We start from the raw sequence: 25,592 nt of genomic DNA, 5'->3' as shown, positions 1-25,592 counted from the left end.
GATCAGAACCAAGGCTCCAGGATTGAACGGGCCGGCGGCTATCGTTGCCAGGCGCGAGCGCTCAGCGCGGCCGACCGATGCTGTCGTAGGTGAAGCCGTGCGCGGCCATCTCGTCCGGACGGTAGATGTTGCGCAGGTCGACGACGACCGGATGCTTCATCTCCTGCTTGATGCGCTTGAGATCGAGCGCGCGGAACTGGCGCCACTCGGTCACGATCACCAGCGCATCGGCCTGGCGCGCGCATTCATAGGCATCCTTGCAGTACTCGATCTCAGGCAATTCCTTGCGCGCCTGCTCCATGCCAATGGGATCGTAGGCACGAACCTTGGCGCCGAAGTCGATCAGGCCGTTGATCAGCGGGATCGAGGGCGCCTCGCGCATGTCGTCCGTGTCGGGCTTGAAGGTCAGGCCGAGCACGCCGATGGTCTTGCCGCGCAGCTCGCCGCCGAGCACGTTGGCGACCTTGCGCGCCATCGCGCGCTTGCGGTTGTCGTTCGCGGTCAGCGTGGCCTCGACGATTTTCAGCTGGACGTCGTGGTCGAGCGCGGTCTTGAACAGCGCACGGGTGTCCTTCGGGAAGCAGGAACCGCCATAGCCGGCGCCGGCATGCAGGAACTTGGTTCCAATCCGGTTGTCGAGCCCGATGCCGCGCGCGACCTCCTGCACGTTCGCCCCGACCCTCTCGGAGAGATCGGCGATCTCGTTGATGAAGGTGATCTTGGTGGCAAGGAAGGCATTCGCGGCGTATTTGATCAATTCCGCCGTGCGTCGCGCGGTATAGAGGATCGGCGCCTGGTTCAGATAGAGCGGACGATAGACTTCGCCCATCACCCTCTTGGCCCGGTCGTCCTCGGTGCCGACGACGATGCGGTCGGGATGGCGGAAATCCTGGATTGCGGCGCCTTCGCGGAGGAATTCGGGGTTCGACGCAACGGCGAAATCGGCGTCGGGATTGGTTTCGCGGATCAGGCGTTCAACCTCGTCGCCGGTGCCCACGGGCACGGTCGACTTGGTCACCACCACGGTGAACTTCTTGAGCGCCGCGCCGATCTCCTTGGCAGCAGCATAGACGTAGCTCAGGTCCGCATGGCCGTCGCCGCGCCGCGAGGGCGTTCCGACAGCGATGAACACGGCATCGGCGTCCGCGACGGCGCCCGCGAGCTCCGTCGTGAAGGTCAGCCGTCCAGCCGCGGCGTTGGTGTCGACGAGCTTATCGAGGTCAGTTTCGTAGATCGGGATCTTGCCGCGCTTCAGGGCTTCGATCTTGCCGGCGTCCTTGTCGACGCAAACGACCTGATGGCCGAAATCGGCAAAACACGCTCCGGACACGAGACCTACATATCCCGTTCCAACCATTGCAATCTTCATGAATCCGCTCGTCGATCAGTGTGGAGAGGAGGAGTTAGCACTAGCACAATTGGCGCCGACAACGCCAAGTTTTATAACGCATAGTTTGTGTTGGAGGTCGGCGGCTTTTTGTGCAAACGGTGATCGCCCCAGTGCAGCTGAGCGCCCGCTAGTCACCTCGGGCGCACCATGGACACATTCTCAACTTGAAATCGACCGACATTCGAGCTGCCGTTTGAGGGTGGACATGAGCATGAAGACGATTAGCAAGCAGAAGCCCTCAGGAGCTGAATACGCGTCGTTGCAAACGCGGTTCTCCAGATCCGATCGCACGACGTTCTCCGGGTTTGTCTATGATCGCGCCGATCTCGGCCGGCGTTACACTGTCGACCTGCTCGTCGACGGCGAGCCATACATGTCATCATTGTGTGACGAGTTCGTAACAGAGCTTGCCGACGTCGGGATCGGCGACGCTCGATTTGGCTTTACGTTCAACGTGCAGGATCAGGTCAGCGCGAACGCCGGGATCATTGAGGCAAGGCTGGCAAATATCGGCACTCCCGTCGGTGCTCCGATTCGCTGCGATGTCGCTGCGCCGGAAGCGCGATGGCACCGGATCGGCGATATCGAGTGGGTCGGAGGTCTGCGCTTCGAAGGCTGGCTTGCTCAGGACATCGACGAGGACATCGAAATCCTGATCGCGCAACGCCCGGTGATGACCGTGAAGCCGACCGGGTGGACCAACGTTGCGCGGGGCGGCGAGTTCGGCGTAGGCCGCCGGATCGATTTTCATCTGCCCGAGCATTTTGCGGACGGTCGCATGCGCGGACTATCCGCGCGGACGATTTCGGGACGGAGCCTGATCTCGGAGCCGATTTCCTTCGTCGCTTTCGATCGCGGATTGGAGCAAACGCTCGCGGATCTCGGGCGCTGGGATAGCGAGCGGCTTCGTGGAGAGCTGTTCGACCGAGTGTTGCCGGCCTCGATGCCGTTTCACGCCTATCGCGGCTGGAAAGAGCGCTTCTCGCCGACGACACAATCTGAACAGTCTGATGTTGTATCCGAGGCGGCAGTCGTCCTGATCGGCGATGTCAGGGTGGACGAGAGCATCGAAAGCCTCGAAGCCCAACGGCACTCCGCTTGGTCGGCGGTGTCCCTGCCGGCGCGAGCGTTCAGTCAATTCGATCCGATGGCAGCGCGCGAGTTTGTCGACGGCGATGCCGCTGGCAGTGCGTTCTTTGTGTTTTGTCTGAGCGGAACGATCCTCGCGGAAGACGCCTTGCAGCGCTTCGCCGATCTATTCGCGTCCGAACCTGGCTGCGATATGGTCTATGGCGATGTCGAGGTCGCTGCAGGCGCCGGCGCTGTCTGGCCGCTGGCGTTCTCCGCATTCGATCTCGAACGCGCGCTCGAGCAGGGCTATGGGGCGTATTGTTTTGCGGTGCGTCGGGAGCCTGCCGTGGAAGCGCTGCGATCGGCGACGTCGCTCTACGACATCTTCCTTTGCTGCGCGGAGCCGGATCGAACCTATCATCTTCCGGGATCGATTGCGGCATTGCCGCGGATTGATGCATCGGCCGCAACCTCCGAACTGGTCGCCGCGAGCAAGGCGTATTTTGCCAGAGCCGGCATCGAGGCCAATGTCGAGCCTCGGAAAGCGGGTCTTCTTCCGGCTGTTCAGGTCAAGCGCGCCGTCGATTGGAGCGAGCGCACCACCATCATCATCCCGACCAGAAATCGCGCCGAGCTGCTCAAGCGATGCATCGAGACGGTCATGCCGGCGGCAAATGAGACGAACGCCCGGATCCTTGTCGTCGACAACAGCTCGACCGAGCCGGAAACGCTGGACTATCTGGACAGCCTGTCGGCGCAGGAAATCGACGTCATCTCGGTCGAGGGGCCCTTCAACTTCGCATTCATCAACAACGCCGCCGTCGCTTGCGTCGACACGGAGAACATCTGCTTTCTCAACAATGACGTCGAGGCGCTCGACGACAGTTGGTTGGCGGAGATGCTGTGGCGGCTCGCGGCTCCCGACGTCGGAGCCGTCGGTGCAAAGCTGCTCTGGCCGAGCAGCGTCGTGCAGCACGGCGGAGTGGTGCTGGGAGCCAATTTCTCGGCCGCGCACGCCTTCAACGACCGGATGGATGGTGATCCCGGCTATGGCGATTTGCTTCAGGTGGCGCACGAATGTTCGGCGGTGACGGGGGCGTGCCTCCTGATGCGCAAGCGCGATTTCGTGGCCGTCGGCGGCATGGACGAGATCCGCTTTCCGATCAGCTTCAACGATATCGATTTGTGCCTGAAGCTGCGCCAGCTCGGAAAGCGGATCGTGTTCACGCCGGACGCGAAACTCGTTCATCTGGAATCGGCAAGCCGCGGTCGCGATTCCGCGCCGGATCGCAGGGCACGCTTCAGGCGCGAGCTGTCGATCCTGCGCGCGAAATGGGGCGAGGTGCTGCTCGACGATCCCTATTACAGCCCACTGCTGGGGCTGGATTCGACGCCGTTCTCCTCGCTTGCATGGCCGCCGCGATCATGGAAGCCGCGTGCCAACCTGCCGCCGGTGTCGACCGCTCCTCCGATCGGGTTGTAGCAGGACGTCATCGACCGCCCAGTCGCGTACGGCAGCAATCGTTGCATCGGCATCAAAGCCTGGCTGCAGCTGCAGGTCCGTGCTTCGGCCACGTCCCGGACGAGTTGGACTCCATTCCGTCACGGCGATCGGCAGGCCGGTTGCCAGCAGCGCGTCCACCAACGGATGGCCAAACGCCGGTTTGCCGATGTCGAGAACCAATTTCGTGATGCCGTGACCTTGGATGAGCGTGGCGACGTCGTCGACGACAATATCGCCGGTGACGATGACATTGGTGCGCTGCATCAGCTTGAGATCGTCGAGGGTACTTCCCAGCACGATGATCTCGACGTCTTGGTCGGCGTCGGCCAGTTGATCGCTCAACGCTCGTATGAAGCGAAATTCCGCGGCGTTGGCGTGCAGGACCAGCAGGCCGAGACGCGCGGGGCCGCTCGCGGCGGGATACAGCGCCGGCGGCGCGGGCGGGTCGCTCAGCCTCACGGCTTGCAGGCCGAGAACCCCTTCCGAAAAGGCCGCGCCGTGGTCATCGATCGCAGTCACGCGCCGCGCCCCGGCGACCAGGCTTGCCCAGTCCGGATGAACGCCTGATCCAACCGCCGCGCGCGTTGCAAGCGCGGTGTCGGTGATCAGGAGGTCGTAGGCAAAGTGTTGCGTGAGCTGCGCCAGACATGCGCCGGGAATGCGGTTCGGCTCTGCGATCTCGAGCGATCGGATTCCGAGATCGGCGAGAGACTTCAGAAGAGCTTCGCGGCCCTCAGGCGTCGCAACGTCGAGTACGATCGACTGCGGCGCTCCGCCATCCGGATCGAACATCGCAGCCAGCTGGCGTTGTCCCTCGGAGCGGATCTGCACGACCACACCGTGCTGATCCTCTGCCGCCAACTGCCGGCAGCGCCTGATGGCAATTGCGCGGCCGGCGAACGAGCCGCAGAGGATGACGGATGGGCCGGCGGCGACCTGCTGGTTCGTGAGCAGCTTGAGCTCAAGCGCGGCGCGGCAATCGCGGAGTGGATCGGCAAGCAGGAATGCGGCGCAGTCCGTCGCATAGCGCCGGTAACGGTGTTCGAGAACGCGAAGATTTCGCATCACGAGCGAACGCTTCTCGCCCAGAAACGAGCGCGAGCCCTCGTGCCCGACGAAAACCGAAGGAATGCACACATTGCGGAAGCCGGCCTCCGCTGCGCGCAGGCAGAAGTCGACGTCTTCGAGATAGCCGCGATAGAAGTCGTCGGAGAGCTCGCACACGGCGTCGAGGCATTCGCGGGTAATGTAGAGGCAGAACCCGATGCCGTTGGGGATGTCGATCGCAATCCCGGAATTTGCCCTGCCTGCAAGTTCATCCAGCAATTCGATTTCGCCGACCGCGGGCAGGGGATTTGACCGGTTCGGGATTGGAAAGCTGGTGTATTCGCCGTTGTTCGACAGCGGGGTCGCCGTGCCCACCCTCGGCGTCGATTGCACGGCGCTGCGCAGGCGTTGCAGCGCGTATTTCGGCACGATCGTGTCCGAGTTCAGCAGCACGACGTCGCCGGCGCCGGTCTCGCCGAGCGCCCGGTTGACCGCGCCGACAAAGCCAAGATTGTGCTCGTTGGTCAGGAGGCGGATGCGGAACTCGGCGGCGAGCTCGTTGAGTAGGCGCTTGATGTCGGGCTCGGGCGACGCATCATCCACGACGACGATGGTCGAGCCCGGCGTGCAGGCGAGCGCATTCAACGCGCTGTCGATGCAGGCTCGCGTTGCGGCCAGATCCCGGTATACCGGGATGATGATGGTGAGTGGAGGAGGTTCGCCGTTTCGAAGGCGAGCCGGCCGGCGTGGTGCGGTCCGATGATCCGGAACGCGGTTGGCCGGGAGTTGAACACTTGCGATCACCCGGTCCGCCTGCGTGATCTGCAGGCGCTGCGAGGTCGCGGATGCGGGCCGGATCAGACGGAAGCTCGCAGCCTGTCGCCCGTCACGCGCGAATCTGTGGCGTGGATCGGCGGGAAGCTGGATCGTGCTGGATTGATCCGCCTGCGCCAGCGAAAGGTGCGGGTCGTCCGGCCCGCGCCAAGTGACCCATCCCTTCACCTCTTCATCGAGAAAGTCGATGCGGGCGCAGCTGTCCTGGCCGCTCTGTTCGAGTAGCAGCAGGGCGGCCCTGACCGAATCCGGATCGTCATCACGCCGCGTGACGCTTCGCGCCGCCTCGATCTGCTGAAGGTCGTCGCCCCGAGCCATCATTCGCCGGGCAGCGACCAGATCGTCCGGCTCGAGCTCGAGCGCCCTCGCCACGCTGGCGATGGCCGCATCCCTGAGATCGAGATGAAACAGCGCTTCCGCGCGCAGCAGATGGGCGCGAGCGCCCGGATGCGGCAGGATCCGGCAGCGGCGGTCGGCGAGCGCGAACGCCAGGCGGAAATCACGCGCCTCGAGCGCCCCGACAGCGGCCCGCTCGAGATCGACGTGGTGGAGCGTTTTGGACGTAAAGGCGATCCTGCGCGCGGCGGCGGTCAAGTGGCGCCCTTATCTGCCCGCATGGTCAGCCTGCCGTCTTGACGGCGCCCTGCCGGCTCCGGAACACGCGCACCCGTCCCTCGAGGCGGGGTCCGTCCTGGTGCGGCATTGGAGTGGCGGGTTCGACGCGCCTCGGCTGCTGGGGCGCGAGAGGGGCTGCCTGCACCCGGCGCTCCTCGAGGTTGAGCTTGAGGCCCACCAGCGGTTCTCGTCCTGAGGGACCCGACACCACAATCCGGTTCCCGGTGACCCGCAGGGTCGGAGCCCCCAGGAAGATGGTTTCAGCCGCGATGGAGAAGCGATCCGCGCCGGGACCCGAGGCTTCCAGCGAGAACCCCGTGATGGCCAATGCGCGTCCCCGGGTTCCGGCAAAAGTTCCGAGAGGAACGAACTGGTTGTCGCCGCGCTGCGGCCTAGCGAACTTGACGGCATATTGCAGCTGGAGATCCCGCGGCTTGTTGGGCCATTCGAGGGAAATTCCCTCGATCCGGGCCGGCGCGGACGGTCCGGCAATCCAGACATTCGAGCCGACGGTCACGTCGCCCAGGCCCGCGACATGCGCGAGCAGCTTGAGATCGCTCAACTCGCCGGGGCCGGCCTCCGGCTCGAACATGTCGAATGGCTGGCTGGCCGGCTGCTGCTCAGCCGCCTGTCCCTGGGTCAGCGGCTCGATCTTGATATTGGCGGCGGTCGACCCGCCGACGCGCCCTGCCGTGACCTCGACGATCAGGCGGCTCGGCCGGGCGACCGACACGACCAGCGCGGTCTCGGGCGCGAACAGGGTTCCATTGACCACGTCCGGTCCGGTAATGATATTACAATTGTTAAGACTGGCGCGATCCGCGTATACGCGCACCACCGGAGGTGACACCTTATCATCTGCGCCATTGTATCGAACCAGGAAGAGACCCCGTGCCAGATCAATGGTTTTCTGCTGAATCTGTTCGTTCATTGTCGCCTGCGAGCCTAACGGAATGGATTGGTAAGTCTCCTGCAGTGTGCCCCAAAAATCTGTGTGATAGAAGGGGGCTTAATGTTAATCCGGTAAGATAGTTTTACTCGCCAATCGATGACATACCGCCGGTGATGATGCAGACCCTGACCCCAATCGAAGACCGCGCGGCCGGGGGGCGCGCTCGCCCGCCAATGAACGTCCTGTTCGTCCACAATAACTTTCCGGCCCAGTACCGCCACATTGCGCGCGCGCTCGCAGAGCAGCCCGGCAACAGGGTCGTTGCCGTCGGTTCATCGACCGCCAGCACGACGCCGGATATCCGGCTGCTCAAATATTCGACGACCAAGACGGATTCCGCGGTCGTCCATCCGTTTGCCCGGCGCTTCGATGTCGAATCGCGGCGTGCCGAAGAGGTTCTGTATGCGCTGTCGTCGCTGTCGGGGCAGGGCTTCGTGCCCGACCTGATCTTCGCGCATCCCGGTTGGGGCGAGACGCTGCCGCTGCGCACGATGTTTCCGCGCGCGCGGATCATCCTTTATTGCGAATTCTACTACGGTGCCGAGGGCAGGGACGTCGGCTTCGATCCCGAGTTTCCCATGACGGGCCTTGATGGCAACGTCGCACTCCATCTGAAGAATGCGACCACGCTGCTGGCGCTCACGGAATGCGATACGGGCGTCTCGCCGACGCCCTGGCAGAGGTCGACCTTTCCCGCCGAGTTTCAAAGCAAGATCGAGGTGATCCACGAGGGCGTCGACACCGACGAGGTGAAGCCCAATCCCGTCGCGCGGTTTCAGCTTCCGAACGGCGCGACGCTGTCGGCGGACGACGAAGTGATCACCTACGTCTCGCGCAACCTCGAGCCGGTGCGCGGATTCCATATCTTCATGCGGTCCCTGCCGAGGATACTCGCCGCGCGGCCGAATGCGCAGGTTGTGATCGTCGGCGGCAGCGGGACATCCTACGGGGCGAACCCGCCCAAGGGTTCGAGCTGGAAGTCGATGTTCCTGGACGAGATCAAGTCGGATATCGACCTGCGCCGGGTGCATTTCCTCGGCCGGATTCCTCGGGAACCGTATCTCGAGCTGCTGCAGATTTCCTCGGTGCACGTCTATCTGACCTATCCCTTCGTGCTGTCCTGGTCGCTGCTGGAGGCGATGAGCGCGGGATGTGCGGTGGTGGCATCCGACACCGCCCCGCTTCGCGATATCATCTCGGACGGCAACGGCCTGCTGGTGCCGTTTTTTGATATTGATGCGCTGTCGGATCAGGTACTGTCGGTGCTGTCACGGCCCAAGGCCTTCAAGAAGATGCGGATGAAGGCGCGCAGCTTCGTGCGGGACAATTACGACGCAAAGCGGGTCTGTCTGCCCCGGATGCTGACGCTCGTTGATGAAGGTGTCCTCCCGCGCACGTACGGGGGATAACGCCAGGAGTTTGCGATGCCGCTTGTCATCTCGGTTGCCCAGCGCAAGGGCGGAGTCGGAAAGACGACCCTTGCGGTCTTGCTCGCCGCAGAACTGGATCGGCGCACGGGCGTGGTCGGACTGGTCGACGCCGACTCGCAGGCGTCCGCGTGTCACTGGGCCGAGCCCGGCAATCTGTCGTTCCCCGTCTACCAGCTTGATCCGGAAACCCGGCCGGTCGCCGAATGGGCCAAGCTGATGCGCCAGATTCCGCATCAGATCATCGTGGTGGACTCCGCGCCGAACGATCGGGTGCTGGGCGCGGTGCTCGCGGTCGCCAATATCGTGCTGATGCCGTGCACGCCGTCCGGCCTTGACATCGAGGCCACCGCGCGGACGCTCGACATCGTGCGGGAAGTGCGCGCCACGCGGCGAACGGCGCTCCGTGCTATGATCGTGCCGAACCGCGTCGACCAGCGCACGCTCGAAGGCCAGCAGCTGATCGAGGAGCTTGATACGCTCGACGAGGAGATCGGGCCGATGATCGGCAGCCGCTCGGCCTATGTGCGCGCCGTCGCCTTGGGGCAATCGGTCGCCGATTTCGCCGGCGGGACGCCCGCGGATCTCGAGATCAAGATGCTCGCCGATCTCGTGATGAGCTGGTGCGGGATCGCGCCCAGCCAGCGGGTGGCGATTTAACAGAGCGCGCCGGCGGCTTCACGACAGGCCAACCATGCCGGCATGGGAACGAAAGAGTTCGGGCCGCAACCGGCCCTTGACCTGACGGCGGCGCCCCGCAGGCTTGGTTAACGGATTGCTCGCGCACACCCTCGCATTTGAAACAAATGCCGCCGCGCGCTTGAGCCCAAGCTCAAGACATTTCCCGTACATGCTTCCCGTCACTGTGGGGAGTGATGAATGTACAACGTCAAGAGAGTGATGGCCCTGGTTCTGGCCGTCCTTGCGCTCGGGACAAGCGCACAGAACACCCAGGCTGGAATGGTCGGCTTCCCGCTGCCGCTGCGCGGCGTGATCGAGAAGATCCGCTTCAGCGAGCCGACGCTGGCCCCGATGGCCTACACCATGTTCTGCATGCGCTATGCCGACGAGTGCAAGCCGAAAGCCCGCGCCCGGATGGTGTTCCGCGGCGGCGCCACACGCCTGACCAAGCAACGCATCGCCGACCTGATCGAGGTCAACGCATCGGTCAATCGCAGCATCGTGCCACAGCGCAACGAACGCGGCCTTGCCGGCGAGGAATGGTTGATCAATCCGGCGCGCGGCGATTGCAACGACTACGCGGTCAGCAAGCGCCACGAGCTCCTGGCGCGCGGCTGGCCGATGCGCGACCTTCTGCTGAGCGAGGTTGTGACCTCCTCCGGCGAGCATCATCTCGTGCTGGTGGTCCGCGCCAAGGGTGGAGACATGGTGCTCGACAATTTGAATGCGCAGATCCGCAGCTGGTCGCAGGCGCGTTATCGTTGGGTCAGGATGCAGACCCCGGCGAACCCCGACCACTGGGCTGGCGTCGCGCAGGCCGGCGCCTGAATTTCTGAACGAGCCCCATCGTTCGAAAATGGCGCAGCGAGACATTTCGCCGCGCCATTTTTCGTAGCAGCGACGATCGCCAGCGCGCCGCGGCGACATTTCCGGAACGATTGGAGGCATCGACGGTTGACCCCGGTTCAACCCATCGAGGCATCGACATGAAGCTGGCCGGCCTTGTCACAACAGCGGCGCTGGTCGTCGCCCTAGCCACGCCGGTGCTTGCACAGGGCACCGGGCAGACCACGCAGGGCACAACGCGCTATTCGATCGATGGACCAGGCGGTGGTGTTCCGACATCGCGGCCGCAGGCGACCCAGCCGGTCCCGCCGGCAACACCGGCTTACCCCTATGGCAGAGCGTCGCGGCACGGGCCGCCGGTCGGTCAACGGACCAACGTGCCGCTGGGGTCGCGCTGACCGTCGCTTCGGCTGCAAATCCGTTCAGTCTTAACGCTATTCCCATCGTCATTTTGCCGCCTCGGACGGAATGTCGTACCGATGCGATCACTGCGCCTGTTGAGGCGCGGGATTGGTTCGCGCAGGGCGAAATTTTCAGATGGCGAGCAGGGGTTCAATCCTGATCACCGGTGGCGCGGGATACATCGGATCCCATTGCGCCAAGGCGGTTGCCGAGGCCGGATTTCTGCCGGTCGTCTACGACAATTTGTCCACCGGTCACCGTGATTTCGTGCGATGGGGGCCGCTCGTGATCGGCGACGTCGCCGACCACGACAAGATCGCCGCTACCATCCGAGAGCACAATGCGCTCGCCGCGATGCATTTCGCCGCGTTCAGTGCGGTCGGCGAGTCCGTGGCGGATCCGCAGAAATACTTCACCAATAACGTTGCCGGCACGCTCGGCCTGCTGCGCGGCATGCGGGAGGCGGGTTGCGACCGCCTGGTGTTCTCCAGCACCGGCGCGGTCTACGGCAACGCCGGCCGCGATCCAATTCCCGAGAGTGCCGCAGGTCCGACCGTCAATCCCTACGGCCGCTCCAAATTCATGATCGAGCAGATCCTGGCCGACTACCGCGCGGCCTATCGGTTCAACTCGGTCTGTCTGCGCTATTTCAATGCCTGCGGCGCCGACGCCTCCGTCACCATCGGCGAACTCCGCGATACCGAGACGCATCTGATTCCGCGCGCGCTGATGGCGCTGCTGGGGCACGTGCCGGACTTTGCCATCTTCGGCGAAGACTATGACACGCCTGACGGCACCGCGGTGCGCGACTACATCCATGTCGATGACCTCGCGAGCGCCCATATCGCGGCGCTCGAGCTGCTGCTGAGTGGCGACGCCGGCGGCGTGTTCAATCTCGGCACCGGCACCGGCTATTCGGTGCGCCAGGTGCTCGACGCGATCCGCGCCGAGACCGGTGAAGCGGTGCCGAGCGTGGTGCGCGAGCGCCGGGCCGGCGATCCGCCGATCCTGGTGGCCGATCCCTCCAGGTCGGAGCGCGGCCTCGGCTTCAAGGCCAGCCGGTCCGATCTCGGCTACATCATTCGCTCGGCCTGGGCCTGGCATCAGAAGGCGCATCCGCGCCGGCGGTAGAGCATGATCCGGAAAAGTGCGAAGCGGTTTTCCGACAAGATCATGCTCAAATAACGATCAAGCCGCGAGAGGCTCAGTTCAATGTGATGTAGTGCTGTTCGGCCAGCCGCGAGAGGAACGGCATGTCGACAAGGCTTGCCACCAGGAAGACGGCGACCAGCGCCAGCACGAGCAGCATCAGGCCGCGCTCGCCATAGAGCTTCTCGGGCTTCTGCGCCGACGAGCCCGGCGACGTCGACATCGAGAAGTAGGTGGTGAACAGCATCACCACCAGCGGCATCGCCAGGACATACTCGATACGGTACTTCACCAGGAACACCGAGAGGAAGAACACCGAGAACAGCGAATAGCTGAGGCACGAGGCCGTCAGCGACACCTCGGTATAGTGCGCGAAGCTAGCGCGGTAGCGCGCCAGAAGCTCCTTGCCATGGGACGCGGCAATCTCGCGATATTCGGATAGCCGCTTGGCCGCCATCAGGAACGCGCCGCCAAACCAGTAGCACAGGATCACCGAGCCCGGCGGCAGGGAGGTCGGATCGATCATCGCCCAGCCGATCAACAGCCGCAGCGGATTGTTGACGGATTCCGAGATGACGTCGAAATAGGCCTTGTCCTTGCTCCGGAGCGGCGGGACATTGTAGACGATGCCCTGCACGGCGAAGATGCCGGTTGCGAACAGCATCAGGCGGCTGCTCGCAGATGCGCAGACGAGGCCGAGCGCGACCAGCAGCAGCCACTCGATTCCGATGATCTTGCCGTCCATCGCGCTCTGCACCGCGGAGCGCCGCGATTTGGTCGGGTGATGCCGGTCGAAGTCGCGGTCGAACCATTCATTGATCACATAATTGGCCGACGCGATGCAGATCGCGGCCACGAGGCCGAGGACGATCGCGCTTGCGATATGCTCGCCTCTCGGGCCACGCAACAGCCAGGCGAGGACAATCCCGGGAACGATGAAGATGTGCTTGGTGCTGTGATCGAGCCGCAGGATGGAAAGATACTGCCGGATGCTTGCGGCCGGCGGCTTGCCGGCTTCGACCTTGCTGTCCATCAGCGCCATCGCGCGGTCCTTTTTCTGTCGTCGTTGATCGATCGCCTAGTTGAGGAGGTAGACGTCGAAACTCTCGTCGGTCTTGGCGGGGCCGAAGCGGCGGAGCATCGTGGTCGCTTCGCGGAAATCGCGGATCTGCGCCGCTGAGGCACGGAACGTCCGCCAGTCCTTGCCTTCGTCGTAGGTCCGGTCGGGCGTGATCTCGTCGAGCCGGCAGGCCAGCAGGATGATGACGGGCGCGCGGGTCGTGTCGCGAAGCTCGCGGCCAAGGCGCAGGGTCTCGCCGAGATCGCTGTCCATCTTGCCCTTGCGCGAGAAGATCACGACGCTGCCGAATTTATGGTCGCGCGCGAGATAGGTCCGGTTCTTGACGTAGTAGGGCAGCGCCTCGACCAGCCATTCCGGCTCGGCGAGGATCACTGCATCGGTGAGATCAGCGCGCGAGGCGATCAGGCGGCCGAGATCGGCGCTGCGGCTCGCGACCACGCCGGTCACTGCGTTGCGCAGATCGTTGATGCCGGCGGCGGTCTGGATCGCGAGCACCAGCAGCAGCGACCCGCGTCCGATCGCCGGCAGGCGCCGGTCGAGCCATGCGCGAGAGCCGGATGGCGCGGTGAGCCGGCTCCAGCCGATCCAGTAAAGCGCGATCAGGAAGCTCAGCCAGACCGCGGCATGTCGGTAGGCACCGTTGGCGGCGATGGCGAAGAACAACGACGTCAGCAACAGGGCGGCGATGGCGGCGAGAAAGGCCGGTCGCCGCGGCAAGAGCCCGAGCGTCGCGCCGAACAGCAGCACCGATCCCGCGATCCCCGGCAGCAGATTGGCAAACAGCGCGCCCAGCGACGTCGCGCCGGGGTTCACCAGCGCAAGGATTGCCGCCGCGAGTGGTGACTCGTGCGACCAGTCCCGGGCCGCGGCGTCATTATAGGTCGGCAACATCGTCGCCGCGCAGATCACGACGCCAATCGTTGCGATCGTTGCATTGATCGCGAAATTGGTGAGTTGCGGCGACCAGCGCCAGTCACGGCTCTCTCGGATCTCGAGCAGGTCGAGCAGCCAGAACAGCAGGAATGCGCCGGCCATGATCGCGCCGACGACGTTGGTGTTGGCGAGCAGGAACAGCAGTGCGCCGAGCAGCAGACCACAGTCGCGGTGGGCCCGATAGCAGGCCGCGATCGCGAACAGGAACAGGGCCGAGATGCCGTAATTCCTCGCCATCACGACATATTCAAACAACAGCGCATGGCTCGTGATCAGCAGCAGGACCAACGGCCGCGGGAATGGTGACCGGAAGATCAGCAGTGCGACCGTGATGAGCCCGACCACGAAGGCGACGGCGGGCAGCACCTCGACCCGATCGAATACGGCATGCGCGCCGCGCAGCAGAAGGTACCAGAGGGCAGGGTGGCCCTCGCCATGCAACCCTCTGAGCATGGCGACCGGATCGTCGCCGTTCAGGGCAATGGTGAGCGCCCGGACCTCGTCGCGCCACATCACGTGACGGCCGATCTGGAAGCCGACCAGCGCGACCCATCCCGCGAGGAGCAGGACGTCCGGCCAGGATCGGCGGTCCCGCTTGGGCGCGAACAACCACTGGTCCAGGATGGGCAGAGAACGGGTCAATGAATCCTGCTGCTGCTCGGATCGGGACGGTCAAACCGGGACGTCATCTGCCGGCCTGGTGGTTTGTGTTAACAGTAAAATCCACATAGAATGTTGTAACATTATGGGCAAACCAGACTAACATTTATGACGCCGACGCCGGCCCAGAGAACGGTCAGGGACATCGGTCCTGCGCACCCCGAGGTGGAGTTCGCGCTGGTGCTGGCGCGAACCATCGATTCCGTGAGTGCCGACCCGCAGCAGCTGCGCAGCGCGGTCTACGAGCTCGCGCGGCAGAAGCTGCAGCAGCTCGCGCACGAGGATCCGGCGGAAAAGCAGCGTCTGATGCAGGCGCTGGAAGTGGCGATCGAAGGCGTCGAAGCGCACACGAAGAACAACGTGATCCAGAAATTGGAGGTGCCGCCGGCGCGGGCGCTGCCCGCATTCCTCGAGGCGGCGGGCGCGGCGCGACGGATCGAGGCGCCGCCCCGGATCGATGCCGAGGCGGCCTTTGTCACGACCCTCGATCGCGTCGAGCCTGCCGCGGTGACGCGTGGTCCGCGATGGTCGTCGTCGGCGCCGCTGCGTTACGTTGTCATGCTGGCGTTCTTCGGGCTGATCGCGGCCGTTGTCCTGCTGCAGCAACGCGGCGTGTCATTGGCCGCGGCCCGCGCGATGATTGCCGGCACGCTGGCATCGGCGCCGCCCGAAGCCCAAAGGCCGGCGGTGGTCGCGGCCGTCCCGGCGCCGGCCGCTGCGGCCGAGCCGCCGGTGCCGAGACGGCCATTGCCGACCGCCTACGGCGTCTACGCCGAGAGCGGCGGCAAGCTTTACGAGCTGAAACTGATCCAGGGGCGTGCGCCGGATCCGCGGGTGGCGATCTCGGCGGCGATCACCAGGCCGAGCGAGACCACGCTGCCTGACGGACATCTCCGCTTCATCGTGTTCCGGCGCGAGGGTGCTGGCGGCGCCTCCGACCCGATCGATGTGCGTCTGATCGCGCATGTGAGCCAGCAGACCACGTTCGACGCGACCGGCAAGCCGGTGGTCTCGCCGGGCGACGACAGCTGGGTGATCCGCAACATCTCGATCCCGTTCCGCGCGGCGCCGCTCAAGGACGATCCGCAGATGTTCGAGGTCCTGCCGCGCGACGACGTGCCGCTGCCGCCGGGACGCTACGCGTTGATTCTGAAGGCGCAGGCCTACGATTTCACGGTCGAGGGCGTGGTCACCGACAAGCGGCATTGTCTGCAGCGGCTGGCGGCTGCGAATGGCGTGTTCTACTCGGAATGCGAGAAACCGTGAGCGGGGTGTCCGTCCGGTTCAGCGTCGTGCTTGCGCTCCTGCTGGCATCGCGTGCCGCCGTCGCCGCACCCGCCGCCGAGACCGCAAAGCGCTGCCTGCGCGCGGCCTACATGGTCTACCCCTACAAGCGACCGGGGGCCGTGCCGATGAATGGCGATCGGCTGCATTTCTTTCAGCAATGCATGGCGCACGACGACACGAAATCGGCGGAAGCGCCGAAGCGCGATTGAGCGCAATGCGCCGAATGCTCAGTTCGCGGACTGTTCCAGGTCCGACCTCAGCCGGCCGAGCTGGTTGCGCAGCACGAGCAGCATGAAGCGACCGACGCCGATGCCGACCAGACCTCCCGCCACCTTGACGATCGCGTCGATCAGGCGGCCGTGACGGTCCGGTGTCAGGAATTGCATTGCTTCGAGCGTGAACGCGCTGAAGATGACAAGGAGCACGATCAGCGCAGTGCGTCGCGGGTAGCCCAGCACGAAGGCCAGCGCCATCACGGCGAACGCCGCGAAATGCTCGATCTGCGGATGGAATAGCGAGGGACGGTCCTGGATCGGGGACAGTGTCACGAAGGCGATGAGCGCAAGCGCAAGCCAGCCTGCAATCACGCCGAACCTCCGTATCTTTGAAACAAGCAACGCGTTCTTCCCGGTCCATATGCGCTGGGCGCGCCGCCGTTGAATTAGCGCATCGCCGGTGTCAGCGACATGAAAATGGTCGTCCAAGGTTAACTTGCCGGTCCACTGCAAATGACCCGACATGTTGTCCGCGCTCCGGTCCGCCGGACGGTTGCCAGCAACAACTGTCTTTGAGTTTAAGGTATCAAAATACCTTATACTGAAACCCAATCTCACTTCGCGCGCATCTCATGGAGGGAACCAGGGGCGCTTGCGCGGGTTCCCGGGATGGTGCACCCGACGAAAAAATTAGCGACGCCTTGCGGGTCCATTCATAAGCCGTTCACCGCCGGAAGCCTCATTTGGTGCCGGAATGTCGTAATGCTCACTCTCGGAGGCCAAAGTGCGTCTGCTCGTCGTTGAGGATGACCCGGATCTGAACCGCCAGCTCACCACCGCGCTGACGGACGCCGGCTATGTGGTCGATCGCGCGTTCGACGGCGAGGAGGGGCATTTCCTTGGCGACAGCGAGCCCTATGACGCGGTCGTGCTGGATATCGGGCTGCCGAAGATGGACGGTATCTCGGTGCTCGAGGCCTGGCGGCGGAACAAGCGGGTGATGCCGGTGCTGATCCTCACCGCACGCGATCGCTGGAGCGACAAGGTTCAGGGCTTCGACGCCGGCGCCGACGACTATGTCGCCAAGCCCTTCCACCTCGAGGAGGTGCTGGCGCGGATCCGCGCGCTACTGCGCCGCGCGACCGGGCATGCCCAGGTCGAACTGAACTGCGGGCCGGTGGCGTTGAATACCCGCACCAAGCGGGTCACCGTCAACGGCAATCCGATCAAGCTGACCTCGCACGAGTACAATCTGCTCGACTATCTGATGCACCACACCGGGCGGGTGGTCTCGCGCACCGAACTGGTCGAGCATCTCTACGACCAGGACTTCGACCGCGACTCCAACACGATCGAGGTGTTCGTCGGGCGCATTCGCAAGAAGCTGGAAGTCGATATCATCCAGACCGTTCGCGGCCTCGGCTACATGCTGTCGCCGCCGACCTAGAGCATGATCCGGAAAAGTGCGCAGCGGTTTTCCCTGCGACAAACGCGAAGCGTTTGCGCGGAGATCATGCTCTTGAAGCATTTTCGAGCGAAGTGGATGCCGGTTCGTTCGCGTGAAGAAAGCGCGGACCAAACAATGGGATAAGAACATGTCCTATTCAATCGGATCATGCTCTTAAGGTGCTTGATCGCGATGCGGGCATTGGCATGATCCGCGCCAGGAGGACTGGATTCGCCATGTCTGAACTCGCCTTGTCGCGGCCCGCTGACGCGATGTTCGAGCTCGTGCCCTGATGGGCGGCAGCTCGCTCGCGACACGCCTGTTCGTCTCGGCGACCGCCTGGGTGGTGGTGATCCTGGCGATCACGGGCGTCATCCTGTCGTCGGTCTATCGCGACGCGACCGAGCGCGCCTTCGACCGCCGGCTCAATCTCTATCTGCGCACCCTGATCGCCGAGGTGGCGACGCCGGACGAGCCGGCGGACCGCCAGTTCCAGTCGCTGGGCGAGCCGCTGTTCGACCTGCCATTGTCGGGCTGGTACTGGCAGATCACCCGGACCGATACCGAAAAGGGCGAGACCCGCGCCTCGCGCTCGCTGTGGGACAAGAAATTGCCCAAGCTCGAGGAGCACGGCGCCGAGCTGACCGCTGCCGGGGTCCGGCTCGGCTATGTCGACGGGCCCGAAGGCCAGAGCCTGCGCGTGGTGGAGCGGCCGGTCGATCTCGGCGCCGACGGCAAGTTCCTGGTCAGCGTCGCCGGCGATGCCACCGAGATCTTCGATGAGACCCGCAGCTTCGACTATTATCTCGGCGGCACCTTCGCCGCGCTCGGCGTCGTGCTGCTGCTGACCACGGTCTTCCAGGTGCGCTACGGCCTCGCGCCGCTCAAGCGCATTTCGGATGCGATCGCCGACATCCGCTCCGGCCGCGCCGAGCGGCTGGAGGGCCGATTTCCGGTCGAGATCGCACCGCTGGCGCGCGAGACCAATGCGCTGATCGATGCCAACCGGGAGATCGTCGAGCGCTCGCGCACCCATGTCGGCAATCTCGCCCATGCGATCAAGACGCCGCTCTCGGTGATCGTGAACGAGGCGGCCGCGCATACCGCCGATCCTTTCGCCAGCAAGGTGCTGGAGCAGGCCGATCTGATGCGGGACCAGGTCGCGCACCATCTCGAGCGCGCGCGGATCGCCGCCCGTGCCACCATCGTCAGCACCATCACCGACGTCGCACCTGTGATCGAGGCGCTGCGCCGGACCATGGAGAAGATCCATCGCGATCGCGACCTCTCGATCGAGGCGAAGGCCGATCCGGCGGCACGGTTTCGCGGCGAGCGGCAGGATCTGGAGGAGATGGTCGGCAATCTCGTCGACAACGCCTGCAAATGGGCGGCTTCGCAGGTATTCGTCGAGGTGACCGTGGTCCCGCCCGAGGCCTCGGGCGCCGGGCCGAGGCTGCGCATTGTGGTCGACGACGACGGGCGCGGCCTGTCGGAAGCCGAGCGTGCCCAGGTGTCGCGGCGCGGCCAGCGGCTCGACGAGTCAAAACCAGGCTCCGGTCTCGGCCTGTCGATCGTGACCGATCTCGCCGGCCTCTATGGCGGCAATCTCACCCTGAACGACGCGCCGATCGGCGGCCTGCGTGCCGAGCTCGTGTTGCCGGCGGTGTAGCACAAGATGACTTTACTCTGAATCGAGCGGCGGATTCCGCTTCACCTCGCCCCGCGCGCGGGGAGAGGTCGGAACGCATCGTTAGATGCGTTCCGGGTGAGGGGGAGTCTCCGTAAACGCAGCTATCACCCGATACGCGGAGGCGGCCCCTCACCCCAGCCCTCTCCCCGTAAGAACGGGGCGAGGGAGCGCAGCGCCGCCGCGGTCGCCATCCGACCTAAACCCATCTCGCTCTAGTCTGCCTTGGGAGGCTCGACGCCGTCATTCTTCCTAAACGGCTTCTTAACGCGCCCGCCGCTATCATTGCGGGCGGACGGGCTGCGGCGCTTGCCGGGCACCAAGCTTTCACGACCGGGCATGAGCCAGAAATCGACCGAGCGGCTGAGGGATTATCTCGCGCAGCTTCCGCCGCAATCGCAGGCGCTGCTGATGCGGGAGCTGGAGCGCGCCGTCGAACGCGGCGATGACGTCGCCGTCGCCAATCTGGTCCTCGAGCAGCTGCGCAAGATCGTGCGCGGGGCCGAGGAGGACGAGCAGATCCAGCCGCGCAGCGACGACCCGGCACGGCTCCTGTTCCGGCCGCTCGAGCCGTTCCTCGCCGAGACCAATTTCCCGACGCGAGCGGGCCAGATCCGGCGCGCCTCGCTGCTGCCGATCTGGCAATGGCTGGCCCGCGAAGGCGCGCCCGAAGCGGCTCGCGCGTTCGAGGCGGCGTTGGCCGCGGCCACGGAGAGCGGTCCGATGGAGGCCGCCGCGCGCAAGTTCCAGCTTGCCGCCGCGGACGCCATCCTCAAGATCGCGGCGCCGAGCCAGGACGACCGCCAGCGCGCGCTGTCGCGGGTCGGCCCGCCAAACGTGGTCGAGGACCTGCTGCCGATCGGCCTCGTTCTGCAGGCCCGCGAGGCGCTGGAAACCCTGGGAAGCCGGCTGCCGAGCCAGATCCGGGTATTTGCCGATTCCCAGATCGCCTCCGCGATGGAGGCGCTCAAGCTGCCGTCGCTGCAGACGCCGCAACTGCTGCCGTTTGCGCTGTCATTGATTGCGCAGCGGCTCGCCGCGCCATGGCAGATCATCCGTCTCGCCATCAAGATGGCGGCGTCCGACGACGAACTGCGGGTTGCGGCGACGCCTTACGGCATCGCGGTCACCATCGCGCTGCATGATTTGTCGTTCGTCGCGGCCTGCCTGCGCACCGACATCAGGCGCGGGCATTTCGATTATGTCGGCGAGCAGCTCAAGACCCTGCATGACGGCGTCCGCGGCCTGCGCACCGAGCTCGATCTGCGCAACGATTCCACCTGGGGCCGCCAGCTCACCTCGGTCCGCGCCGATACTTCCAACGCGCTGCAATCGGAGATCGATAGCGTGCCGGGCCGGGTCCGCCGCATCCTGCGCCAGCGCGCCGACAAGGACATTACGGCAGGGGCCAAGATCGATGCGACCGAGGTCGAGGATGCCGCGGCGCTGATCGATTTCGTCGCGGTGTGCCGCACCTATGCCAGCGAGCTCGCCATCAACGAGGTGACGCTGCGGACTTTCTCCGACCTGCAACATTATGTCGAGCAGTCGACCGAAGGGCTGGTGCAGTCGCTGCGCGGCGGCGACGCCCGGGTCCGGGCGTTCCGCCAGCAGCAGGTCAAGGCCGCGATCCGCTTCTGCGAGGTGCTGTTCGGCCACGACTACGCCTCCCTGATGAACCGGGCCGCCGAAAACGCCGTGACCGGCGAGCGCAAGTCGTCGCGCGCGGGGTAGCGAGACCGCGCATTTCGCGGGCAGGTTCGACGGCAAGCCGACGAGCCCCGCCACGGCGGGATGATAGGCATTCGCGCTATTTCGGAATAATGGAAGTGTGGCCCTGATTTGCCCGACGTGTCAAGCCGTCATTCGAGCGCCGACGGCCGCCCGCCGGCTACTTTGCATGGGGTTGTTTTCGATATTTTGGTCGTGCGCGCCTTCGCCCGGAGACACCGGCGCAATACCGCCGGAACGGCACCGGAAACCGCCTGATTTCGACCTTCCTCCGATCCAGCAATTGTCAATTGCCGGGCTCGCCGCCGGTAGTGTAAAGCGATTCTAAGGCGGCTTGCCGGAAGCCGCCGTTCCATCCGGGAACCGCTTGATGACGCTGTGGTTTGTGTTCGCGCTGATGACGGTCGCGGCGATCTTTGCCGTGCTGTGGCCGCTCAGCCGCCGCGGGCGCGCGGATACCGGTGGCAGCGAGGTCGTGGTCTACCGCGACCAGCTCGCTGAAATCGACCGCGACATGGCCGCCGGCATCATCGGCGCCGCCGAGGCCGACGCCGCGCGGGTCGAGATCAGCCGCCGGCTGCTGGCCGCCGCCGATCAGATCGGACGTGAGACCCCGGTGCAGGGCAGCCTCAATCTGCGGCGCACGGCCGCGATCGTCGGCCTGGTCGGATTGCCGGTGATTGCCTCGAGCTTCTATCTCGCGCTCGGCTCGCCGCGGCTTGGCGACTTTCCGCTCGCCGAGCGCGGCCGGGTGGCCGATGCCAACCAGCCGCTCGCCAACCTGGTCGCACAGGTCGAGGCGCATCTGGAGAAGAACCCGACCGACGGCCGCGGCTGGACGGTGCTGGCGCCGGTGCTGTCGCGCCTCGGCCGCTACGATGACGCCGTCCGCGCCTATCGCAGCGCCATCACCTATGCCGGCGACAGCGCCGATCGCCGCGCTGATCTCGGCGAGGCGCTGATGGGGACTGCCGGCGGCGTCGTCACCGCGGACGCCAAGGCGGAGTTCGAGCGCGCGGTCGCGCTGAATGGCGACGATGCCAAGGCGAACTATTTCCTCGGCCTTGCCGCCGAGCAGGACGGGCGCAAGGCCGATGCCGCGGCGCTCTGGCAGAAGATGCTGGCGAAGGCGCCGGCCGACGCGCCGTGGCGGCCGCTGGTGCAGGCCGCGCTCGTGCGGGTTGGCGGCAGCGTGCCCGGTGGCGTGAGCGCACCGGCGCTGCCGGACAGTGCGGTGGCTGCGGCCAGGGACATGAGCGAGGCCGATCGCGGCACCATGATCAAAGGCATGGTCGATCGGCTGGCGACGCGGCTGAAGACCAATGGCGACGACGTCGAGGGCTGGCTGCGGCTGGTCCGCGCCTATCTCGTGATGGGCGAGCGCGACAAGGCGATGAGCGCGCTCGCGGATGCCCGTCAGGCGGTCGGCAACGATGCGGACCGGTTGCGTCAGCTCAATGAGGGGCTGAAGAATCTCGGGCTGGATGGATAACGCATGACGCCGAAAAGTGCGGAGAACGTCATGCGCAAGGATGGAACATGACCAGGAAGCAACGGCGTTTGACACTGATCGGCTGCGCGCTCGTCGTGCTCGCGATCGCCGCGGGCCTGGTGCTGAACGCGCTGCGCGATTCCATCGTGTTCTTCTCGACGCCGTCGATGGTCGCCGAAAAGCATCTTGGTCCGGGCAAGCGTTTCCGCCTCGGCGGCCTGGTGGAGCAGGGCTCGCTCAAGCGCGGCGACAATCTCGCCGTGACCTTCACCGTTGGCGATGGTGGCGCGACGCTGCCGGTCGCCTACAAGGGCATCCTGCCGGATCTGTTCCGCGAGGGGCAGGGCGTGGTTGCCGAAGGCGCGCTCGACGCTGATGGCGTGTTCCGCGCCGACACCGTGCTCGCCAAGCATGACGAGACCTACATGCCGAAGGATGTCGCCGACGCCCTGAAGAAGCAGGGGCACTGGAAGGACGATTACGGTGCCAAGCCGGGCAATACGCCGAGCGCCTCCGCGGCGCCGACCCAGGGAGCCGTGCGGTGATTGCCGAAAGTGGACATTACGCCGTGGTGCTCGCGCTCGGGCTGGCGCTGATCCAGTCCATCGTGCCGATCGTCGGCGCGCGCTGGCGCGATGCGGCGCTGATGAACGTCGCGCGTTCGACCGCGCTCGCCCAGTTGCTGTTCGTCGCGGCGTCGTTCGCGGCGCTGGTGACGCTGCACGTCACCTCGGATTTCTCGGTCGCCAATGTCTACGAGAATTCGCACTCGCTGAAGCCGCTGCTCTACAAGATCACCGGCGTGTGGGGAAACCATGAAGGATCGATGCTGCTGTGGGTGTCGATCCTGGCGCTGTTCGGCGGCCTCGTCGCGGCCTTCGGCAACAATCTGCCGCTGTCGCTGCGTGCGCATGTGCTGGCGGTGCAGGCGTGGGTCGCCAGCGCGTTCTATCTGTTCATCCTGATCACCTCGAACCCGTTCCTGCGCATCGCCAATCCGCCGCTGGAGGGACGCGACCTCAATCCGGTGCTGCAGGATATCGGCCTCGCGGTGCATCCGCCGATGCTCTATCTCGGTTATGTCGGCTTCTCGATCTCGTTCTCGTTCGCGGTGGCGGCGCTGCTCGAGGGACGGATCGACGCCGCCTGGGCGCGCTGGGTGCGGCCGTGGACGCTGATGGCGTGGATTTTCCTGACGCTCGGCATCGCCATGGGCTCCTATTGGGCCTATTACGAACTCGGCTGGGGCGGCTGGTGGTTCTGGGATCCGGTCGAGAACGCCTCGCTGATGCCGTGGCTTGCCGGCACCGCGCTGCTGCATTCGGCGCTGGTGATGGAGAAGCGCAACGCGCTGAAGGTCTGGACCGTCCTGCTGTCGATCCTGACTTTCTCGCTGTCGTTGCTCGGCACCTTCCTGGTGCGCTCCGGCGTGCTGACCTCGGTCCACGCCTTCGCCACCGATCCGACACGCGGCGTGTTCATCCTGCTGATCCTGTTCGTCTTCATCGGCGGCAGCCTGTCGCTGTATGCCTGGCGTGCGCCGGCGCTGAAGCAGGGCGGGCTGTTCGCACCGATCTCGCGCGAAGGCGCGCTGGTGCTCAACAATCTGCTGCTCACCACCGCCTGCGCGACCGTGTTCATCGGCACGCTGTATCCGCTGGCGCTAGAGGTGCTGACCGGCGAGAAGATCTCGGTCGGAGCGCCGTTCTTCAATTTCACCTTCGCGCCGCTGTTCGTGCCGCTGCTGCTCGCGGTGCCGTTCGGGCCGCTGCTGGCCTGGAAGCGCGGCGATCTGCTCGGCGCGGCGCAGCGGCTGATGGTGGCCGGCATCGTCGCGCTGGTTGCGATGGCGCTGGTGCTGGCGTGGACCTATGGCGGCGCGACCTTGGCGCCGCTCGCGATCGGACTGGCGGTGTTCGTGATCATGGGCGCGCTGTGCGATCTCGCCGAGCGCATCGCGCTGTTCCGAATTCCGCTGTCGCTCTCGCTGCGCCGCGCGCGCGGGTTGCCGCGCGCGACCTGGGGCACCGCCTTCGCGCATGCCGGTCTCGGCGTCGCGCTGATCGGGATCGTCTGCGAGACCACCTGGAACAGCGAATATATCGGCGCGATGAAGCCCGACGACGTCGCCCGCGTCGCCGGCTACCAGTTGCGGCTCGACGGCCTGAACCCGCGGCAGGGTCCGAATTTCCGCGAGATGGTCGCGCAATTCACCGTGACGCGTGACGGCGAGAAGGTCAGCGTGATGACGCCGTCGAAGCGCAACTTCACGACGCGCGGCGCCTCGACGACCGAGGCCGCCCTGATGACGCGCGGCGCCAGCCAGCTCTACATCTCGCTCGGCGATACCTCGGCCGACGGCGCGATCGCGGTGCGCATCTATCACAAGCCGCTGGTGCTGATGATCTGGTGGGGCCCGGTGCTGATGGCGTTCGGTGGTCTGCTGTCGCTGTCCGACCGCCGCTTGCGGGTCGGCGCGCCGAAGCCGGCGAAAGCGGCGCGTGCATTGCAGGCGGCCGAGTGATGCGGTCGCGCGCGCTTGCAGCCGCCGTGCTTGCCGCGGTCCTGATGCTCGGTGCGATGCCCGCACGGGCGGTGCTGCCCGACGAGGTCATGGCGGATCCGGCCAAGGAGGCGAGGGCGCGCGAGCTCTCCAAGGAGCTGCGCTGCATGGTCTGCCAGAACCAGTCGATCGACGATTCGGAGGCGCCGCTGGCGCGCGACCTGCGTCTCTTGGTGCGTGAACGCATCTCGGCCGGCGACAGCGACGGCCAGGTGATCGATTTCCTGGTGGCGCGCTACGGCGAATTCGTGCTGCTGCAGCCGCGCCTCAACGAGCACACGCTGCTGCTGTGGCTGACCCCGCCGCTGGCGCTGCTGCTGGGCGGCTTTGCGCTCTGGCGCCTCGGCCGGCGCAAGGCAAATCCGGCCGCGGGCGGGGGCGATTCCGCCGCCGGACTGACGTCCGACGAGCAGGCGCGCTTGGAACGGCTGCTGGCGGCGGAATCCGCGCCGGACAAGCCGCTTTAGTTCCCTTTTAAGTCCTTTATTTACCTGCGCTATTCTGCCGCAGCGGCGGCCGCCTCGATTACAAAAGTTTAATTCCGCCGCCAGCGCGCCGTAAGGCTGATGACCCCATGT

General features: G+C 65.3%; 21 protein-coding genes. 15 read left to right on the top strand and 6 right to left on the bottom strand.

Going from position 1 to position 25,592, the window contains the following annotated elements:
* Positions 1 to 61: 61 nt before the first annotated feature.
* Positions 62 to 1,369, bottom strand: coding sequence for a UDP-glucose/GDP-mannose dehydrogenase family protein (locus J2R76_RS13615; protein ID WP_057020237.1), 1,308 nt, complete (start codon positions 1,367 to 1,369; stop codon positions 62 to 64).
* On the opposite strand from J2R76_RS13615, the gene J2R76_RS13610 reads away from it, so the two are divergent.
* Positions 1,368 to 3,944, top strand: coding sequence for a glycosyltransferase family 2 protein (locus J2R76_RS13610; protein WP_244558970.1), 2,577 nt, complete (start codon positions 1,368 to 1,370; stop codon positions 3,942 to 3,944). The two genes, J2R76_RS13615 and J2R76_RS13610, sit on opposite strands and share 2 nt — an antisense overlap.
* On the opposite strand, the gene J2R76_RS13605 is transcribed toward J2R76_RS13610, so the two are convergent.
* Entirely contained in the window at positions 3,885 to 6,440 is a 2,556-nt protein-coding gene (locus J2R76_RS13605; protein WP_076833272.1) for a glycosyltransferase family 2 protein, read from the bottom strand. The two genes, J2R76_RS13610 and J2R76_RS13605, sit on opposite strands and share 60 nt — an antisense overlap.
* Before the next feature lie 25 nt (positions 6,441 to 6,465).
* Positions 6,466 to 7,392, bottom strand: coding sequence for a hypothetical protein (locus tag J2R76_RS13600; RefSeq protein ID WP_229190047.1), 927 nt, complete (start codon positions 7,390 to 7,392; stop codon positions 6,466 to 6,468).
* 194 nt (positions 7,393 to 7,586) lie between these two features.
* On the opposite strand from J2R76_RS13600, the gene J2R76_RS13595 reads away from it, so the two are divergent.
* From J2R76_RS13595 to galE, 5 genes are all read left to right on the top strand, one after another.
* The gene (locus J2R76_RS13595) at positions 7,587 to 8,822 is read left to right on the top strand and encodes a glycosyltransferase family 4 protein (RefSeq protein ID WP_057020241.1); all 1,236 of its coding nucleotides are present in this window, start codon (positions 7,587 to 7,589) and stop codon (positions 8,820 to 8,822) included.
* Positions 8,823 to 8,837: 15 nt separating this feature from the next.
* Positions 8,838 to 9,500 (top strand): ParA family protein, encoded by a 663-nt coding sequence (locus J2R76_RS13590; protein ID WP_076833278.1) that lies wholly within the window; start codon positions 8,838 to 8,840, stop codon positions 9,498 to 9,500.
* 219 nt (positions 9,501 to 9,719) lie between these two features.
* Entirely contained in the window at positions 9,720 to 10,349 is a 630-nt protein-coding gene (locus tag J2R76_RS13585) for a transglutaminase-like cysteine peptidase (protein ID WP_076833281.1), read from the top strand.
* A 158-nt stretch (positions 10,350 to 10,507) separates the two neighbouring features.
* Positions 10,508 to 10,765: a hypothetical protein gene (locus tag J2R76_RS13580; protein WP_143271190.1), complete on the top strand. Its 258-nt coding sequence runs from the start codon at positions 10,508 to 10,510 to the stop codon at positions 10,763 to 10,765.
* A gap of 139 nt (positions 10,766 to 10,904) precedes the next feature.
* Complete coding sequence (galE, locus tag J2R76_RS13575; protein WP_076833284.1) at positions 10,905 to 11,900, top strand: UDP-glucose 4-epimerase GalE; 996 nt, start codon at positions 10,905 to 10,907, stop codon at positions 11,898 to 11,900.
* Between the two features lie 73 nt (positions 11,901 to 11,973).
* Here galE and J2R76_RS13570 read toward each other — a convergent pair whose 3' ends face one another.
* Positions 11,974 to 12,960: a UbiA family prenyltransferase gene (locus J2R76_RS13570; protein ID WP_076833287.1), complete on the bottom strand. Its 987-nt coding sequence runs from the start codon at positions 12,958 to 12,960 to the stop codon at positions 11,974 to 11,976.
* A 36-nt stretch (positions 12,961 to 12,996) separates the two neighbouring features.
* Complete coding sequence (locus J2R76_RS13565) at positions 12,997 to 14,574, bottom strand: hypothetical protein (RefSeq protein WP_253624105.1); 1,578 nt, start codon at positions 14,572 to 14,574, stop codon at positions 12,997 to 12,999.
* Between the two features lie 126 nt (positions 14,575 to 14,700).
* Between J2R76_RS13565 and J2R76_RS13560 the strand changes: the two genes are divergently transcribed.
* Both J2R76_RS13560 and J2R76_RS13555 read left to right on the top strand, forming a co-directional pair.
* On the top strand, positions 14,701 to 15,858 hold the full coding sequence (locus J2R76_RS13560) for a hypothetical protein (RefSeq protein WP_244558973.1): 1,158 nt from the start codon (positions 14,701 to 14,703) through the stop codon (positions 15,856 to 15,858).
* Positions 15,855 to 16,088 carry a hypothetical protein gene (locus tag J2R76_RS13555; protein ID WP_244558974.1) on the top strand — a complete coding sequence of 78 codons (234 nt, stop codon included), beginning with the start codon at positions 15,855 to 15,857 and terminating at the stop codon, positions 16,086 to 16,088. Before J2R76_RS13560 ends, J2R76_RS13555 begins: the two co-directional genes overlap by 4 nt.
* 18 nt (positions 16,089 to 16,106) lie before the next feature.
* Here the strand turns inward: J2R76_RS13555 and J2R76_RS13550 are convergent, their stop codons facing one another.
* Positions 16,107 to 16,706: a VanZ family protein gene (locus J2R76_RS13550; protein ID WP_194295411.1), complete on the bottom strand. Its 600-nt coding sequence runs from the start codon at positions 16,704 to 16,706 to the stop codon at positions 16,107 to 16,109.
* A gap of 172 nt (positions 16,707 to 16,878) precedes the next feature.
* On the opposite strand from J2R76_RS13550, the gene J2R76_RS13545 reads away from it, so the two are divergent.
* The 7 genes from J2R76_RS13545 (at position 16,879) to J2R76_RS13515 (ending at position 25,481) form a co-directional block, all read left to right on the top strand.
* Positions 16,879 to 17,541 (top strand): response regulator transcription factor, encoded by a 663-nt coding sequence (locus J2R76_RS13545; protein WP_016841655.1) that lies wholly within the window; start codon positions 16,879 to 16,881, stop codon positions 17,539 to 17,541.
* 292 nt (positions 17,542 to 17,833) lie between these two features.
* The gene (locus J2R76_RS13540; protein WP_076833290.1) at positions 17,834 to 19,210 is read left to right on the top strand and encodes a sensor histidine kinase; all 1,377 of its coding nucleotides are present in this window, start codon (positions 17,834 to 17,836) and stop codon (positions 19,208 to 19,210) included.
* A gap of 357 nt (positions 19,211 to 19,567) precedes the next feature.
* Positions 19,568 to 20,962, top strand: a complete 1,395-nt coding sequence (locus J2R76_RS13535; RefSeq protein ID WP_057020248.1) for a hypothetical protein — start codon at positions 19,568 to 19,570, stop codon at positions 20,960 to 20,962.
* A gap of 367 nt (positions 20,963 to 21,329) precedes the next feature.
* Positions 21,330 to 22,451 (top strand): c-type cytochrome biogenesis protein CcmI, encoded by a 1,122-nt coding sequence (ccmI, locus tag J2R76_RS13530; RefSeq protein ID WP_076833293.1) that lies wholly within the window; start codon positions 21,330 to 21,332, stop codon positions 22,449 to 22,451.
* A 47-nt stretch (positions 22,452 to 22,498) separates the two neighbouring features.
* Positions 22,499 to 22,996 carry a cytochrome c maturation protein CcmE gene (gene ccmE / locus J2R76_RS13525; RefSeq protein ID WP_076833296.1) on the top strand — a complete coding sequence of 166 codons (498 nt, stop codon included), beginning with the start codon at positions 22,499 to 22,501 and terminating at the stop codon, positions 22,994 to 22,996.
* Positions 22,993 to 24,975, top strand: a complete 1,983-nt coding sequence (locus J2R76_RS13520) for a heme lyase CcmF/NrfE family subunit (RefSeq protein WP_076833299.1) — start codon at positions 22,993 to 22,995, stop codon at positions 24,973 to 24,975. Before ccmE ends, J2R76_RS13520 begins: the two co-directional genes overlap by 4 nt.
* Positions 24,975 to 25,481 carry a cytochrome c-type biogenesis protein gene (locus J2R76_RS13515; RefSeq protein WP_076833302.1) on the top strand — a complete coding sequence of 169 codons (507 nt, stop codon included), beginning with the start codon at positions 24,975 to 24,977 and terminating at the stop codon, positions 25,479 to 25,481. The genes J2R76_RS13520 and J2R76_RS13515 overlap by 1 nt, the downstream gene beginning before the upstream one ends.
* Positions 25,482 to 25,592: the final 111 nt, after the last annotated feature.

This window comes from Bradyrhizobium sp. USDA 4532, from assembly GCF_024171315.1.
In the GTDB taxonomy this organism is placed as follows: Bacteria; Pseudomonadota; Alphaproteobacteria; order Rhizobiales; family Xanthobacteraceae; genus Bradyrhizobium; species Bradyrhizobium australafricanum.
Note: the sequence above shows the minus strand (reverse complement) of the source record. Positions and strands in the feature narration are given on the sequence as shown.